We start from the raw sequence: 15,103 nt of genomic DNA, 5'->3' as shown, positions 1-15,103 counted from the left end.
CACCGAGAAACGAACCAGCCAAGGCAAGAACCCCCGAGAGATCCGACGCTGCCTCAAGCGCTACATCGCCCGCGACCTCTACCGACTACTCGAACACCGACCCCTTGACCCAACATAGGAGCGTCCCCGGACGGCCGGGGGGGTGGTCTCGATACACCGCCTCGCAAGCTCGGCGGCACTCGACCACCGGACCGGGCGGCACTCGACCACCGAGAGGGGGCGGCGGTCGGGAGGGGTGTCAGCCGAGGAGCAGGAGCACTCGGTCGCCCATGATCGAGCAGATCATCGCGAACTGCTGCGGGTCGTCGTACGCGAGCGCCGCCCAGCCGGTCCAGTGCAGCGCAGCCGGGCCGGTCACGTCGTCGAGGCTGTCGTTGAGAGCGTCGAGGTTGCGGCCGAAGGTCTCCGGGAAGCCGAGCGCCTCCCCGATCCGCCCCAACACCTCGCGCCGATCCTCGACCCCTGCCGTGTCCGCGGTCGCCACCCGCCAGCCGGCGGCGAGCAGGGCGTCGACCGCGGCGCTGGCGGGCAGGTCGTGGGTCACCGGTCGATCCTCTCGAAGGACTCGTAGTGATCTTCGGTCCAGTAGAACTCGGCGGTGCCTCCGGTGACGATCCGCTTCGCACCGCGGTGCGACAAACCGGGCGTGTCGACCGTGTACTCCCGGTACCAGCCGTGCCGCTGCGCCGGCAGTAGGCGCTCGAAGTTGCCGAACGTGGAGCCGTCCTTGTCATAGCGGAAGGGCCCACCTGCGTCGATCCGGGCCAGTACGTCGTGAGCCTCGGCAGGCAGGTCGGCGACGTCGACCCAGGGCAGACCGGAGTGCGGGTCGACGGCCTCGGGCGGAGCTGCCTCGTCGTCCTCACCCGGCGGCTCGGCATCCCCGGCCGGCGGCTGGGCAGGCTCGACCTGCTGTGGGTCGGCGCCGGTGACCGGTGCAGGCTCGTCGCCCTCGGGCAGCAGCCACCAGGCCAGCAGCAGCACCAGCACCGCCACCGCAGTGACGAGGCCGCGGGTGCGCCGCGACACGGTGCTCACGCCAGCAACTGGGCCCGGCGCCGAGCCTCGGTGCCCCGGTTCTCCCGAAGGGCATCGATCGGTCGGCCCGGCAGGTCGTCATCGGTGAAGATCCAGGCGATCGCCTCGGCGTCATCGAAGCCGTGGTCGGCCAGCAGCGTCAGCAGGCCGGGCAGGCCCTTGACGATCTCACCGTCGGCGATGAAGAGCGCCGGCACCCGCAGAGCCCGGTCGCCCGTCGGCGACGCCGCGGCCAACTGGTGCTCCCGGAGCAGAGTCCGGACCTGACTGACACTGCGCCCGAGCGCTTCGGCGGTCTCGGCGTAGTCGAGCCATTCATCCACGAGGTCGGCGAGTTTCGGGGTCTCCACCCCCCTACTCTCCCAGACCGGTCCCGACCGGCACGATCCCGGCCCAAGGAACACGCCGGGCCGCGCGGATGCCGGGCCGCATGCCCGCGAAAGTACGATGGGCGGGCCGGATCCTTCCCCGTCCGGCAGTACGGAGGACCCGATGACGCTGCGTGCGGACTCCCGCGCGGGTGCGGACGACCCGGTGATCGGGCGGCTTCTTGACGGCCGCTACCGAGCCACCAGTCGGATCGCCCGCGGCGGGATGGCGACCGTGTACGCCGGCATCGACGAGCGCCTCGACCGCACGGTCGCCCTGAAGGTGATGCACCCCGGGCTCGGCGACGACGACGGAGAGTTCGCGGCCCGCTTCGTGCGCGAGGCCCGTGCCGCCGCCCGGCTGTCGCACCCCCACGTGGTCAACGTCTTCGACCAGGGCGATGACAACGGCACCATCTATCTGGCCATGGAGTTGGTCGAGGGCCGCACCTTCCGCGACGTCGTCCATGCCGAGGCGCCGATGCCCCCGACCCGCGCCCTGGCCCTGTTGGAGCCGGTACTGTCCGCGCTGGCCGCCGCCCACCGGGCCGGGGTCGTGCACCGCGACGTCAAGCCCGAGAACGTGCTGATCGCCGACGACGGGCGGGTCAAGGTGGCCGACTTCGGGCTGGCTCGCGCCGTGAGCACCGATACCCGACACACCGCCACCGGGGGCGTCCTGATCGGGACGGTCTCCTACCTGGCCCCCGAACTCGTCGTGGACGGGACCTCGGACGCCCGCGCGGACGTGTACGCCGCCGGTGTCCTGCTCTACGAACTTCTCACCGGCACGAAGCCGCACCAGGGCGAGTCGCCCATCCAGGTCGCCTACAAGCACGTCCACTGCGACGTCCCGGCGCCGTCCGAGGTGGCTCCCGATCTCCCCGACTACGTCGACGCGCTGGTCGCCCGGGCCACCTGCCGGGACCGCCACCAGCGCCCCGCAGACGCGGCGGTGCTGCTGCATCAGATGCATCGGGTGCGCCAGGCACTCGACTCCGGAGCGGATTCGGACCCGGAGTTGGCGGCCGACCTCCGGCCCCGTCAGATCGCCGTGGTTCCCGAGGACACCCAGCCCGAGGACTTCGAGGGCCTGGTCGCTCCCAGCGACGCTGTGTCGTCCACCTCCACATCGGACCACACGACTCTGCTGCCCACAGCCACTCCTGCGACGTCGCGCCGATCCGCAGCACCGGACCGGCCATCGGACCGGCCATCGGGCCGAACCGCGGGCCGGCCCCCGACGCCGGCCAGGGCAGCAGCAGCGCCGAGTCGGCCGCGGCGATCCCGGCGTGGTCTGGTGCTGCTGCTGATCGCGTTGCTGGTGGCCAGCACCGCTGGCCTCGGCGCCTGGTGGCTCGGCGTGGGCCGCTACAGCACCGTGCCGGCCGTGATCGGCGTCGACCAGGCCACCGCCACCGAGCGTCTCGAGGCGCTGGGCCTGACCGCTGCGCTCGGGGAGCCGGCGTACTCGGAGACGGTGCCACCCGGCGACGTGATCGCCAGCGACCCGGCCGGCGGCCAGCGGGTCCTGTCCGGGGGCACGGTGACGCTGATGCTGTCACTGGGCCCGGAGCGCTACCTGGTCCCGGAGATGGCCGGTCGGCCCGCGGAACGAGCCGCCACCCGACTGGAGAACAACAACCTCGTCCTCGGCCAGGTCACCGAGCGCCATCACGAGGAGATCCCGGCCGGGACCATCATCCGTAGCGACCCCGAGGCCGGCACCGAACTGCGTCCGGACTCCCCCGTCGACATCGTGGTCAGCCTCGGCCGTCGGCCGTACGACGTCCGCGACTTCACCGGCCGCCCGGCCAGCAACGCCGTGGAACGGCTCGGCCAACGCTTCCGGGTGGTCACCAGCGAGGCCCACCACGACTCGGTCCCCGAAGGCCGGGTGATCAGTCAGACACCCAGCGACGGCACCCTGTTCCGCGGCGACGAGATCCGGCTGGTGGTCTCGCTGGGCCCGGAGCTGGTGACCATCCCGCGCGGACTCCGCGGGATGGGCGTCGCCGAAGCCACCGCGCAGCTCGAGGCGCTGGGGCTGGTCGTGGACACCGCGCAGAGCCAGATCTACCTCGGTCTCGGGTACGTCGCCGAGGCCCGTCCGGGGTCGGGCACCCAGGTGCGCAAGGGCAGCACGGTCACCCTGTACCTGGTCTGAGACCCGGGGCGGACTATCCTCGGCGGCCATGACCCCCCGTCCCATCGGCACCCACGTCCAGGTCGGCAAGGGGCTGGCGTCGGGCGCCTTCGCCACCGCCGTCGAACTCGGCTGTGAGGCCGTCCAGGTCTTCGTCGGCAACCCCCGCGGCTGGGCTCCGTCGGCGGGCGACCCCGGCCAGGACAAGGAGTTCCGGCGGCTCACCGAGACGACCGGGATGCGGTCGTTCATCCATACGCCGTATCTGGTGAACCTGGGCTCGCCGACACCGGCAACCTTCGAGAAGTCGGTGGCGCTGGTCGCGCACAACCTGCGCCGGGCCGTCGAGATCGGCGCCGAAGGCGTGGTGGTGCACACCGGGTCGTTCGTGCAACCGGCCGGCGACAGCGCCGACGCCGAGATCCGGTACGCCGCGGCGATGGCCCAGGTGCGTGAGGGGCTGCTGCCGCTGCTGGACTCCCTGGACGAGGATGCGCCGTGGCTGCTGCTGGAGCCGACGGCCGGCCAGGGCCGGTCGCTGTGTGCCGGCGTCGAGGACCTCACGGCCTATCTGGGGGCCCTGGACCACCATCCGAAGGCCGGGATCTGCCTGGACACCTGCCACGTCTTCGCCGCCGGTGAGCCCCTGGACGCCCCCGGCGGCGCCACCGCCTGCGTGGACCGGATCGTCGAGATCGCCGGCGAGGGTCGGCTGCGGCTGATCCACGCCAACGACTCCAAGGACGTCCGCGGCGCCTTCAAGGACCGGCACGAGAAGATCGGCCAGGGCCACATCGGCACCGGGGCCTTCTCCGAACTCTTCGCCCATCCGGCCACCGAGGCGGTGCCGTTCATCCTGGAGACGCCTGGCTCCCGCGACGCCGACGACCCGGACCTGCCGCTGCTCAAGGAGTTGCGAGCGGCCGCGGTCTGACCGCGGTTGTCCTCCCGGCCGGTTCGGGGCACCATGGAAGGTCGGGGGACCCCTTCGGCAAGGAGACCCACCATGGCCGGTCACGTCATCCACATCCACACCACCATCCCGGCGCCGCCCGAGGCGATCTGGGAGGTGATCACCGACGTCGGCAGGCATGCCGACATCCTGCGCAGCGTCTCGCACTCCGAGCTGCTCACCGAGGGCGACTACCGGGTGGGCACCACCTGGCGTGAGGACCGCACCCTCTTCGGCCACCACGGCAGTGAGGAACTGCATGTGGTCGCGTCCACCCCGCCGATGCGCACCCAGTTCGAGACCCGGCTCGGCCACGACACCGTGGTCACCTCGTTCACCCTCACTCCCACCCCGAACTCCGGTGCCAGCGACGGCCCGGAGACCCGGCTGTCGATGACCACGGCGGTGGACATGGCCGACCGCAGCAAGGCGGCCGAGTTCGTCTGGAGGGTGTTCGGTGAGTTCAGCTACCAGGCCACCCACCGGATGCTCGAGCACGACCTCGAGGACATCCGCGACGAGGTGGTACGCCGGCGCGGTGGCGTGCTGACCGGCTGAGCCGTTCCGGATCCTGATTAATCTCCGGCGGCTCGCCCCATCTCGGCTAGGTTCGTCCAGGCAGGATCACTCCAGCCCGAGCAGCCACAATCAGTCGAGGTGAAACGCCGTGGTCATCGTCATGTCCCCCGGGGCCACCGACGAGGAGATCGACCACGTCGTCGAACGAGTCACCTCCGTCGGTGGCGAGGCGTTCGTCAGCAAGGGCGTGGTCAGGACCATCATCGGCCTGGTCGGTGACATCGAGTCCTTCCACCATCTGAACCTGCGCACCCTGCCCGGGGTCGCCGACGTACATCGCATCTCCGACCCGTACAAGCTGGTCAGCCGACAGCACCATCCGGAGCGGTCGACGGTCTGGGTCGGCTCGGGCGACGTCAAGGTGCCGATCGGGCCGGACACGTTCACGTTCATCGCCGGACCGTGCGCCGTGGAGACTCCCGACCAGACGTTGGAGGCGGCCCGGATGGCGGTCTCGGCGGGTGCCACGGTGCTGCGCGGCGGCGCCTACAAGCCGCGCACCTCGCCGTACGCCTTCCAGGGCCTGGGCGAGGAGGGGCTGCGGATCCTCGCCGACGTGGGTCGCCGGACCGGGCTGCCGACCGTGACCGAGGTGGTGGACCCCCGCGACGTGCCCGTGGTCGCCGAGCATGTGGACATGCTGCAGATCGGCACCCGGAATATGGCCAACTTCGCCCTGTTGCAGGCCGTCGGCGAGGCCGGCAAACCGGTGCTGCTCAAGCGCGGCATGACCGCCACCATCGAGGAGTGGCTGATGGCCGCCGAATACATCGCCCAGCGGGGCAACCTCGACGTGGTGCTCTGCGAGCGCGGCATCCGCACCTTCGAGCCGAGCACCCGCAACACTCTGGACATCTCGGCGGTGCCGGTGGTCCAGGCCACCAGTCACCTGCCGATCATCGTGGACCCGTCGCACGCGGCAGGTCGCAAGGACCTGGTGGTGCCGCTGTCCCGGGCCGCGATCGCGGTGGGGGCCGACGGCGTCATCGTGGATGTGCACCCGCAACCGGAGACGGCGCTGTGCGACGGCCCGCAGGCACTGCTCGGCCAGGAGTTGCGGCAGCTCGCCCAGGCGGTCCGGCAGCTCCCGTCGCTGGTGGGCCGCGAAGCAGCCACCGCACGCTGAACTCCGGATAGCATCCATCCTCGGCCGGTCACTACAGTGGCCGCAGCATCGTTGTCGTGGCTGAGGAGGGATGTGCGTGGGCTTCTGCACCCAGTGCGGTCACGCCCTCAGCGTCGGCAGGTTCTGCACCAACTGCGGCCATCCGGTCCAGAGCGGACCTGCCTCGGTGAGCGACACCGCAGAACGCCCGGCGGTGCGTACCGAGCCGACCTCGCGGTTCCCGCTGTACGCCGACGAGGCCAGCTCCCGGGCCCGCTATCCGCTCTTCGCGGACGAGGTTGCCGCAGCCGCGGCTCCGTCGGAGTCGACAGCGGTCGTCGTGCCGGACTCGGAGGCGACCCCCAACCCGGGCCGGCACCGGGAGAGGTCGAGAGCGGGCTGGTCGTGGCTGGTCGCCGTGATCGTGGTGCTGCTGGTGCTGGTGCTCGGCGGATTCTGGCTCCTGGCCGGGGGCGGTCCCGCGGACCGTGCGGCCGACGAGAACGGGGTCACTCCACCGCCCGCCGACGCCGACCCGGAGACTCCCCGCCGCAGCGGTGACGTCCTCGAGGGCGTCACCATCGAGGTGCCGGCCACCGCTCCCCCGGGCACGTCGCTGACCGGTGAGCGGGTCGACTTCGAGGCGGCGAACATGGTCGACGGTGACCCCGAGACGACGTGGCGGATGCCCGGGGACGGCACCGGCGAAGAGCTGCTCCTCACCTTGACCAGCCAGACGCGGCTGGTCGAGGTCGGGCTGATCAACGGCTACGCCAAGACCGACAAGGTGGGCCCGGACGAGGTCAACTGGTACCGCCAGAACCGTCGGATCACCGAGGTGACCTGGATCTTCGACGACGGCACCGAGGTCATCCAGTCGCTGGAGGAGCACCGGCGGCCGCAGACGATGCGGATCGACCCGGTGATCACCACGTCGGTGCGGGTTCGCATCGATGAGGTGACTGCGCCGGGGCAGGGCCCCCGTGGCCGGAACTTCACGGCTGTGAGCGAGATCTTCCTGACCGCGGGGTGATGGCTCAGCTCAACTCAGCTCAACTCAGCTCAGTTCAGTTCAGTTCAGCGCGGCCAGCACCGCGGCCGCCCTGGCGGCGTCCGCGTCGCTGATGTCCAGGTGGGTGACCAGCCGCAGGGTGCGGGGGCCGACCGTGGCGACCCGCACTCCCTCTCCGGCGGCCGCGGCCACGAACTCGGCCGCATCCTCGCGCTGCCAGACCACGATGTTGGTGTCCACGGATGCCGGGTCGACCCCCACGGCCTCGGCCAGCAGCCGGGCGTGCGCGTGGTCGTCGGCGAGTCGCTCCAGGTGGTGGTCGAGGGCATGCAGCCCGGCGGCGGCCAACACTCCGACCTGACGCATCCCGCCGCCCATCCGCTTGCGCCATACCCGCGACTCGGCGATCGCCTCCGCCGAACCGACGACCAGGGAGCCGGCTGGGGCGCCGAGCCCCTTGGAGAGGCAGACGGCCAGCACATCGGCGATGTTGCCGTACTCGGTCAGCGGGGTGCCGGTGGCTACGTGGGCGTTCCAGATCCGGGCACCGTCCAGGTGGACGGCGCAGCCGACGGCGTCGGCGTAGGTGCGTAGCGATCGCAGGTCTGCGGTCGGCAGCACGGTGCCGCCACCGAAGTTGTGGGTGTTCTCCACCGAGATCGCGGCGGTAGGGACGAAGAAGGGGCCCATCGCCGGGGCGAAGAGCCGCTCGATCGCGGTCAGGTCGAGGTGCGGTCCGTGCCAGGTGCGCATGGTGATCCCGGTGTACGCCGCGTGGGCGCCGAGCTCGGCCCGGGCGATGTGCGCGGACTCCTCGCAGAGCACCTCCTGCCCCGGGCCGACCAGGGTCCGCACGGCGAGCACGTTGGCCATCGATCCGGTCGGGGTGAACAGGGCGGCCTGATGTCCGAAGAGTGCGGCCACCCGCTCCTCGAGCCTGCGGACGGTGGGATCCTCGCCGTACACGTCGTCGCCGACCTCGGCGGTGGCCATCGCCTGGCGCATCGCTGCGGTGGGCGCGGTGACGGTGTCGGAGCGCAGGTCGATCACGCGCTCACCCTAGCGGCCGTCGAGCGGCCGCAACGCCGCCCTCGTGCGTGACGGGCGACCCTCAGGCCTTGCGCAGCATCTCCGCGACCAGGAAGGCCATCTCCAGTGACTGCACCCGGTTCAGGCGCGGGTCGCAGACGGACTCGTACCGGTGCGCCAGGTCCTCGTCCCGCAGCGCCTCGCCGCCACCGACGCACTCGGTGACGTCGTCACCGGTGAGCTCGACATGCAGGCCGCCGGGCCAGGTGCCGAGTGAACGGTGCACGTCGAAGAAGCCCTGCACCTCCTCGAGGACGTCGTCGAAGCTGCGGGTCTTGTAGCCCGAGGACGCCTCGAAGGTGTTGCCGTGCATCGGGTCGCAGACCCAGGCCACCTGGATCCCCTCGGCGGTGACCTTCTCCACCAGGTGCGGCAGCCCGTCGCGGATCTTGCCGGCGCCGAACCGGGTGATGAAGGTGAGCCGGCCGGGCTCGTTGGTCGGGTTCAGCTTGGCTGCCAACGCCAGCGCCTGGTCGGCGGTGGTGGTCGGGCCGAGCTTGACCCCGATCGGGTTCCGGATGTGGCTGAGGAGCTCCACGTGCGCGCCGTCGAGTTGCCGGGTCCGCTCGCCGATCCAGACGAAGTGCCCGGAGACGTCGTACGGCTGGTTGGAGCGGGAGTCGATGCGGGTCATCGCGTGTTCGTACTCCAGCACCAGCGCCTCGTGGCTGGAGTGGAAGTCGACGCGGTGGAACTCGACCGGGTCGGCCCCGATCGCCGTCATGAAGGTGAGGGCCCGGTCGATCTCGCCGGCGAGTTGTTCGTACTTCTTGCCGGCGCCGGATTCGCGCACGAAGTCGGTGTTCCAGGTGTGCACCTGACGCAGGTCGGCGTAACCGCCGGTGACGAACGCCCGGACCAGGTTCAAAGTGGCGGCGGAGGCGTTGTAGACGTCGACGAGCCGCTGGGGGTCGGGGACCCGGGACTCGGGGGTGAAGTCATAGCCGTTGACGGCGTCGCCGCGGTACGCCGGCAGGGTGACGCTCTTGCCGCCGGGCAGCATCCGGGTCTCGGTGTCGTTCGACCGGGGTTTGGCGTACTGACCGGCGAGCCGGCCCACCTTGACCACGGGGACCGAGGCGGCATAGGTCAGCACCACGGCCATCTGCAGCAGCACCCGGAGCTTGTTGCGGACGTTGTCGGCGGTCACCCCGGCGAGGGTCTCGGCGCAGTCCCCGCCCTGGAGCAGGAACGCCTCCCCTCGGGTGACGGCGGCAAGCTTGGCTGTGAGGTCGTCGCATTCACCTGCGAAGACCAGCGGCGGCAGGTTGCGCAGGGTGGCCACGGCGGAGTCGACGGCGGTGGCGTCCGGGTAGGTCGGTTGCTGCGCCGCGCCCATCGCGTGCAAGGAGGCGAGGTCGGGGATGTTGCTCACCCGGCAAGGGTACGCGTCCTCGCCAGCGGGCACCGATTCCAGGCATCATCCGGACTCGCTGGCCCCTCGCCGAGCGCCTGTGCGACGAGAGGTCAGCCGAAGAACACCTGGGCGGCGGCGTACTCGTGTGGGCTGACCAGTTTGAGTTCGCCGGTGCCTTCGGCGAGCGGCACGCGCACCACCTGGGTGCCGCGCAGGGCCACCATCACGCCGTAGTCGCCGTCGGCGACCGCGTCCACGGCAGCCAGACCGAACCGGGTGGCCAGCCACCGGTCGAAGGCGGTCGGGGTGCCACCGCGTTGGATGTGGCCGAGGACCACGGTGCGGGCCTCCTTGCCGGTACGGCGCTCGATCTCGTCCGCGAGCCGGGCCCCGATGCCACCGAGCCGGACGTGACCGAACTCGTCCTTCTGCTCGTTCTGCAGGGCCATCCCGGATCCGTCGGCGGGCACGGCGCCCTCGGAGACCACCAGGATCGGCGCATACCTGGTCTGGAACCGACTCTCCACCAGGCGGCAGACCTCGTCGATGTCGAAGGGTTGCTCGGGGATCAGCACGATGCTGGCGCCGCCGGCGATGCCGGCATGCAGCGCGATCCAGCCGGCGTGCCGGCCCATCACCTCCACCACCAGAGCCCGATGGTGGGACTCGGCGGTGGTGTGCAGCCGGTCGATGGCCTCGGTGGCGATGTTGACCGCGGTGTCGAAGCCGAAGGTGAAGTCGGTGCCGGACAGGTCGTTGTCGATGGTCTTGGGGACTCCGACCACCGGCAGGCCGGCCTCGGCAAGCCGGGTGGCGACCCCCAGGGTGTCCTCCCCGCCGATGGCGATCAACGCGTCCACCCCGTCGGTGGCGAGGGTGTGCCGGATCCGGTCGAGTCCGCCGTCGACAGCGAACGGGTTGGTCCGGCTGGATCCCAGGATGGTCCCACCGCGTGGCAGGATGCCGCGGCACTCCGCGATCCCCAACGGCCTCGACACCTGCTCCAGCGGCCCGCGCCACCCGTCCCGGTAGCCGAGGAACTCGAATCCGTGCACGGTCACGCCTTTGCGTACCACCGCCCGGATCACTGCGTTGAGCCCGGGACAGTCTCCGCCACCTGTGAGTACGCCGATCTTCATGACCCCACCCTGTGGGCTACCGGTCAGTAGGTGAAGGATCGTGGCCCGCGCAGTCCCACCCGCGGCCACGGGTCGGACAGTAGGGTGAGGGCCCATGGACGCCAGCACCGTTCTCGCCATCGACGCGGGCACCACCGGAGTCACGGCCATGGTGGTGGCCGGTGACGGCAACATCGTGGCCCGCGGCTACCAGGAGTTCGCCCAGCACTTCCCGCAGCCCGGTTGGGTGGAACACGCTCCGGAGGAGATCTGGCAGGCCACCCTGGAGGCCACCAAGGCGGCGCTGGCGGCGCTGCGACGGGACCACCGCCGCAGCGCCGACCCGGTGGCGGTGGGGATCACCAACCAGCGCGAGACGATCGTGCTGTGGGATCGGGAGACGCTGGCCTCACCGCGGCGCGCGATCGTGTGGCAGGACCGCCGTACTGCGCAGATCTGCGAGGAGTTGCGAGCCCAGGGGCATGGCGACCGGGTCACCGAGTTGACCGGACTGCGGTTGGACCCGTACTTCTCGGGCACCAAACTGCAGTGGATCCGCGAGCACGAGCCGCACACCTGGGCGCTGGTGGAGTCGGGCCGGTACGCCATCGGCACCATCGACTCCTATCTGATCGCCCGGATGACCCGGGGCACCTGGCACGTCACCGATGCGTCGAACGCATGCCGGACCCTCCTCTACGACATCGCCGCGGGCGACTGGTCGGATGAGTTGTGTGGCCTCTTCGACGTGCCCCGGGAGGCGTTGCCGGAACTGGTCCCCAACTGGGGGGTGATCGGCAACACCGACCCGAAGGTCTTCTGTGATCTCGACATCCCGATCGCCGGCCTGGCCGGCGATCAGACCTCGGCGCTCTTCGGCCAGACCGGCTTCGACCCCGGCGACTCCAAGTGCACCTACGGCACCGGCTCGTTCATCGTCACCAACACCGGCACGGAACTGGTCCGCAGTGACGCCGGCCTGCTCACCGGCCCGGCGTGGCGCTCCCCCGACGGAGTGACCACCTATGCGTTGGAGGGGGCGATCTTCGTCACCGGGGCGGCGGTGCAGTGGCTGCGCGACGGTCTGCAGATCATCGGCAAGGCGTCGGAGACCGAGGCGATCGCCCGCACGGTGCCGGACTCGGGCGGTGTCGTCTTCGTGCCGGCGCTGACCGGCCTGGGCGCCCCGCACTGGGATCCGCAGGCCCGGGGCCTGATCATCGGACTGACCCGGGGCACCACCCGGGCACACCTGGTGCGGGCCACCCTGGAGGCGATCGCCTTCGAGGTGCGCGACGTGCTGGACACGATGGGCGCCAACGCCACCATCCGGGTGGACGGCGGCGCCGCGGCCAACAACATGCTCTGCCAACTGCAGGCGGACCAGTCAGGGGTCCCGGTGGAGCGGCCGCGGATCGTGGAGACCACCGCGCTGGGGGCTGCCTTCCTGGCCGGCCTCGGTGTCGGCCTGTGGTCCTCGACCGAGGACCTGCGGGCGAGTTGGCAGCTGGACCAGCGCTTCGAGCCGTCGACGGACCGGGCGGCGGCCGACGCCGCGCATGCCCGCTGGATCGAGGCGGTCGCCCGCTCCCGCAACTGGGCCCCCACGAAGTAGCCCATCTCGGCCGCCGAAGTAGCCCATCTCGGCCGCCGAGGTGTCACATTCCGGCAGCCGAGGTGTCAGATCTCGGCAGCTCGTTGGACCGCTTCAGCCTCGGCCAGCGCACGGACGGCGTCAGCGTGGGCGCTCTCGGCATCGGTCAGGGCTGCGTCGAGCACGTCGCGCCGTTGCGTCGTGGCCGCCAACTGGCTGCGCAGCTCCTCGATCTGGGCAGTGAGCCTGTCGGCCTCGGCCTGACGGTCCGCCAACTGACGGGCGGTCCGCTCGGTCTCGCGCCTGGCCTGAGCGACCGTACGGCGGGCAGCGACCAGGGCTGCCTTCGCAGCCGCCCGCGCGGTGGCGTCGGGGTCCCCGACCGAACGCAGGGCCGTGTCGGGGGTGGCGTGATGTCCGAGCGCCTCCGGGGTGGCCACAGCCGCCTGCACGTCCACCGTGTCCACTCCGGTGGCCCGGAGGGCAGTCACCAGCAGCCCGGACTGGACGGCTTCGGCGGCGCTGGCGTCGAGGACGGCTGCGGTCAGTGTGGCTTCGACCTGCTCGGCTACCGCGGTCGAGACTGCGACGCCGACCTCGCTGGCCAGTCGACGAGCCCGGGTGGTGAGGGCTGCGGTGAGCTGACGTCGTTGGCTGGTCAGGGCACGGAGTTCGGCGCCGTCCAGGCTTGCCTGGGCCTCGCGCATGGCTGCCCCCACGGCCAGTACGTCGCCCACCTGGCCGCCGTCGCGGCGTACCAGCAGGTTGACCACCCAGGCCGCCGTGGTGGGCTTGCGTAGCGCGCGGATCGCGGCGGTGAGCTCAGGGGACTCGGCACGGTTGGCGACAACGGCCGCGTCCCGGGCGGCGGTGAACTGGGCCGGCGGCAGCCCGTACAGCCCGTCGGCGACCTGCAGCAGCGTCACAGTTCTTCGTCCAGTCCCTGCTCGATCGCATAGCGGGTGAGCTCCACCCGGTTGTGCAGTTGCAGTTTGCGCAGCGTGTTCTGGACGTGGTTCTGCACGGTGCGGTGCGAGACCACCAGCCGTTCCGCGATCTGCTTGTAGCTGAGGCCCTTGGCGACCAGACGCAGCACCTCGGTCTCCCGGTCGGTCAACGTCGGGGAGTCGTCGTCGTGCCCGGGCTCGGCGAGTCGGCGGTACTCCCCCAGCACCAGCCCGGCCAGCCCCGGCGTGAACACGGTGTCCCCGGCGGCCACCCGGCGTACCGCGTCCAGCAGTTCCGTCCGCGAGGCGGACTTCACCAGGTAGCCGGTGGCGCCGGCCTTGACCGCGGCCAGGACGTCGTCGTGCTCCCCGGAGGCTGACAGGATGAGCACCCGGACCGCGGCATCCTGACGGACCACCTCAGCGGTCACCTCGACCCCGTTGGGTTCAGGGATCTGCAGATCGAGCACCAGCACGTCCGGGCGCGCCGCGGGGAACCGTGCCAGCGCCTCGCGACCGTTCGCCGCCACCGCGACCACGGTCAGCCCGGCCTCGGCGAGGTCTCGCTCCACGGCGTCGCGCCACATCGGATGGTCGTCGACGACCATCACCCGGATCGACTTCTCGTCCGCCTCCCCCATCTGGGCCTCCGTCCGCCTCGCGTCGTCTGGTCTGGCCCTACGGTAGCGACCGCGGTCGGTTCCCCGGCGACGTCAGCGCGGCACGAACGCCCAGTAGTCGAGATCGAGCAGGACGCCGTCGGCGTACTTGCCCTCGTCGTTGCGCAACGTCATCGTTTCGTCGCGGCCCTTGGTGGCGACCAACCGCAACCGGAGCGCGCCCACACCCGGAGCACTCGTCTCAGCCTTGTCAAGCACCTCGGACCAGGCATAGACCGTGTCCCCGGCGAAGGCCGGAGAGGTGTGCGCACCCGCGTTGATCGCCGCGATCAGTTGGGCGTTGGCCAGTCCGTTGAAGGAGAGCGCCCGGGCCATCGAGATCACATGCCCGCCGTAGATGAGCCGGGTGCCATCGGGCCGGGCCTCGACGTTGAAGTGCACCTTGGCGGTGTTCTGCCACAGCCGGGTGGCCATCATGTGCTCGGACTCGGACAGGGTGACTCCGTCGACGTGGTCGACCTTCTCGCCGACCGAGTAGTCGTCGAAGCGGTGCGTCTCACCGGCGGCCGCGAAGTCGTACGCCGTGAAGTCAAGGCCCGCGGGCACGATCAGGTCCGCGGCGGCCACCGCCGGCGCCAGGTCGGGCAGCACGGTCTCGGGAGCGGCGGCGTCCACGTCGTTCTTGCGCACCATCACCCACCGCGCCCAGTCGATGGCGACCTCGCCCCGCTGGTTGGTGGCGGTGGAGCGGACGTAGACGACCCCGGTCTTGCCGTTGGAGTTCTCCTTGAGCCCGATCACCTCCGAGGTGGTGCTCAGCGTGTCGCCGGGCAGCACCGGGGTGTGGAACCGGCACTCGGCGTAGCCGAGGTTGGCCACCGCGTTCAGCGAGATGTCCGGCACGGTCTTGCCGAAGGCGATGTGGAAGCCGATCAGTTCCTCCACCGGGTGCGCTGCCAGTCCGACCGAGGCGGCGAACGCTGCCGAGGACGGGAGCGCGAACCGGGTCGGGTAGAGCGCCCCGTAGAGCGCCCGGTCGCCTTCGGTGACGGTGCGCGGGGTGGCGTGCTCGATCACCTGCCCGAGGCGGAAGTCCTCGAAGAAGTTGCCCGCCCAGGGCTTCGAAACCAGTGTCTTGCTCATGGTGCTCCTCATCGGCTCGGTCCGGCGCGGTCATT

Annotated in this window: 15 protein-coding genes; 6 read left to right on the top strand and 9 right to left on the bottom strand. The window is 70.9% G+C overall.

The features are described from left to right. Positions 1 to 238 precede the first annotated feature (238 nt). From JKG67_RS15105 to JKG67_RS15095, 3 genes are read right to left on the bottom strand one after another with little or no spacing between them, the layout of a single operon-like run. The gene (locus JKG67_RS15105) at positions 239 to 544 is read right to left on the bottom strand and encodes a barstar family protein (protein WP_203338157.1); all 306 of its coding nucleotides are present in this window, start codon (positions 542 to 544) and stop codon (positions 239 to 241) included. Beyond that, positions 541 to 1,038: a guanyl-specific ribonuclease gene (locus JKG67_RS15100; RefSeq protein WP_307816588.1), complete on the bottom strand. Its 498-nt coding sequence runs from the start codon at positions 1,036 to 1,038 to the stop codon at positions 541 to 543. Before JKG67_RS15100 ends, JKG67_RS15105 begins: the two co-directional genes overlap by 4 nt. After that, complete coding sequence (locus JKG67_RS15095) at positions 1,035 to 1,388, bottom strand: Rv2175c family DNA-binding protein (protein ID WP_203338156.1); 354 nt, start codon at positions 1,386 to 1,388, stop codon at positions 1,035 to 1,037. Before JKG67_RS15095 ends, JKG67_RS15100 begins: the two co-directional genes overlap by 4 nt. Positions 1,389 to 1,530: 142 nt before the next feature. Here JKG67_RS15095 and pknB point away from each other — a divergent pair, with 142 nt between their 5' ends. From pknB to JKG67_RS15070, 5 genes are all read left to right on the top strand, one after another. After that, the gene (gene pknB / locus JKG67_RS15090) at positions 1,531 to 3,573 is read left to right on the top strand and encodes a Stk1 family PASTA domain-containing Ser/Thr kinase (protein ID WP_203338155.1); all 2,043 of its coding nucleotides are present in this window, start codon (positions 1,531 to 1,533) and stop codon (positions 3,571 to 3,573) included. A gap of 28 nt (positions 3,574 to 3,601) precedes the next feature. Then, positions 3,602 to 4,486 carry a deoxyribonuclease IV gene (locus tag JKG67_RS15085; RefSeq protein WP_203338154.1) on the top strand — a complete coding sequence of 295 codons (885 nt, stop codon included), beginning with the start codon at positions 3,602 to 3,604 and terminating at the stop codon, positions 4,484 to 4,486. Positions 4,487 to 4,558: 72 nt separating this feature from the next. Continuing rightward, on the top strand, positions 4,559 to 5,062 hold the full coding sequence (locus JKG67_RS15080) for an SRPBCC family protein (RefSeq protein WP_203338153.1): 504 nt from the start codon (positions 4,559 to 4,561) through the stop codon (positions 5,060 to 5,062). Positions 5,063 to 5,171: 109 nt separating this feature from the next. Continuing rightward, positions 5,172 to 6,209: a 3-deoxy-7-phosphoheptulonate synthase gene (gene aroF, locus JKG67_RS15075; RefSeq protein WP_307816587.1), complete on the top strand. Its 1,038-nt coding sequence runs from the start codon at positions 5,172 to 5,174 to the stop codon at positions 6,207 to 6,209. A 76-nt stretch (positions 6,210 to 6,285) separates the two neighbouring features. Beyond that, on the top strand, positions 6,286 to 7,221 hold the full coding sequence (locus JKG67_RS15070; RefSeq protein ID WP_203338152.1) for an NADase-type glycan-binding domain-containing protein: 936 nt from the start codon (positions 6,286 to 6,288) through the stop codon (positions 7,219 to 7,221). A gap of 39 nt (positions 7,222 to 7,260) precedes the next feature. Here JKG67_RS15070 and JKG67_RS15065 read toward each other — a convergent pair whose 3' ends face one another. The 3 genes from JKG67_RS15065 to JKG67_RS15055 form a co-directional block, all read right to left on the bottom strand. Further along, positions 7,261 to 8,250: a threonine aldolase family protein gene (locus tag JKG67_RS15065; RefSeq protein WP_203338151.1), complete on the bottom strand. Its 990-nt coding sequence runs from the start codon at positions 8,248 to 8,250 to the stop codon at positions 7,261 to 7,263. A gap of 61 nt (positions 8,251 to 8,311) precedes the next feature. Then, entirely contained in the window at positions 8,312 to 9,664 is a 1,353-nt protein-coding gene (locus JKG67_RS15060) for a class II 3-deoxy-7-phosphoheptulonate synthase (protein WP_372442110.1), read from the bottom strand. Between the two features lie 92 nt (positions 9,665 to 9,756). Then, positions 9,757 to 10,785 (bottom strand): 6-phosphofructokinase, encoded by a 1,029-nt coding sequence (locus tag JKG67_RS15055; RefSeq protein ID WP_203338150.1) that lies wholly within the window; start codon positions 10,783 to 10,785, stop codon positions 9,757 to 9,759. Between the two features lie 94 nt (positions 10,786 to 10,879). On the opposite strand from JKG67_RS15055, the gene glpK reads away from it, so the two are divergent. Then, a complete protein-coding gene (gene glpK, locus JKG67_RS15050) occupies positions 10,880 to 12,379 on the top strand; it encodes a glycerol kinase GlpK (RefSeq protein WP_203338149.1) in 1,500 nt (499 codons plus the stop codon). A 65-nt stretch (positions 12,380 to 12,444) separates the two neighbouring features. On the opposite strand, the gene JKG67_RS15045 is transcribed toward glpK, so the two are convergent. The 3 genes from JKG67_RS15045 to JKG67_RS15035 all read right to left on the bottom strand — a co-directional run bounded on the left by JKG67_RS15045 (position 12,445) and on the right by JKG67_RS15035 (position 15,068). Next, positions 12,445 to 13,284, bottom strand: coding sequence for a hypothetical protein (locus tag JKG67_RS15045; protein ID WP_203338148.1), 840 nt, complete (start codon positions 13,282 to 13,284; stop codon positions 12,445 to 12,447). After that, the gene (locus tag JKG67_RS15040) at positions 13,281 to 13,946 is read right to left on the bottom strand and encodes a response regulator (RefSeq protein WP_203338147.1); all 666 of its coding nucleotides are present in this window, start codon (positions 13,944 to 13,946) and stop codon (positions 13,281 to 13,283) included. The genes JKG67_RS15045 and JKG67_RS15040 overlap by 4 nt, the downstream gene beginning before the upstream one ends. Positions 13,947 to 14,018: 72 nt before the next feature. Then, complete coding sequence (locus JKG67_RS15035; protein WP_238998499.1) at positions 14,019 to 15,068, bottom strand: MaoC family dehydratase; 1,050 nt, start codon at positions 15,066 to 15,068, stop codon at positions 14,019 to 14,021. Positions 15,069 to 15,103 lie beyond the last annotated feature (35 nt).

It is taken from the genome of Nocardioides limicola (assembly GCF_016827675.1).
GTDB classification, from domain to species: Bacteria; Actinomycetota; Actinomycetes; order Propionibacteriales; family Nocardioidaceae; genus Nocardioides; species Nocardioides limicola.
Note: the sequence above shows the minus strand (reverse complement) of the source record. Positions and strands in the feature narration are given on the sequence as shown.

Coding starts and splice junctions, on each gene's coding strand:
- pknB (WP_203338155.1), top strand. CDS start 1,531: ATGACGCTGCGTGCGGACTCCCGCGCGGGTGCGGACGACCCGGTGATC.
- JKG67_RS15085 (WP_203338154.1), top strand. CDS start 3,602: ATGACCCCCCGTCCCATCGGCACCCACGTCCAGGTCGGCAAGGGGCTG.
- JKG67_RS15080 (WP_203338153.1), top strand. CDS start 4,559: ATGGCCGGTCACGTCATCCACATCCACACCACCATCCCGGCGCCGCCC.
- JKG67_RS15055 (WP_203338150.1), bottom strand. CDS start 10,785: ATGAAGATCGGCGTACTCACAGGTGGCGGAGACTGTCCCGGGCTCAAC.
- glpK (WP_203338149.1), top strand. CDS start 10,880: ATGGACGCCAGCACCGTTCTCGCCATCGACGCGGGCACCACCGGAGTC.
- JKG67_RS15040 (WP_203338147.1), bottom strand. CDS start 13,946: ATGGGGGAGGCGGACGAGAAGTCGATCCGGGTGATGGTCGTCGACGAC.
- JKG67_RS15035 (WP_238998499.1), bottom strand. CDS start 15,068: ATGAGCAAGACACTGGTTTCGAAGCCCTGGGCGGGCAACTTCTTCGAG.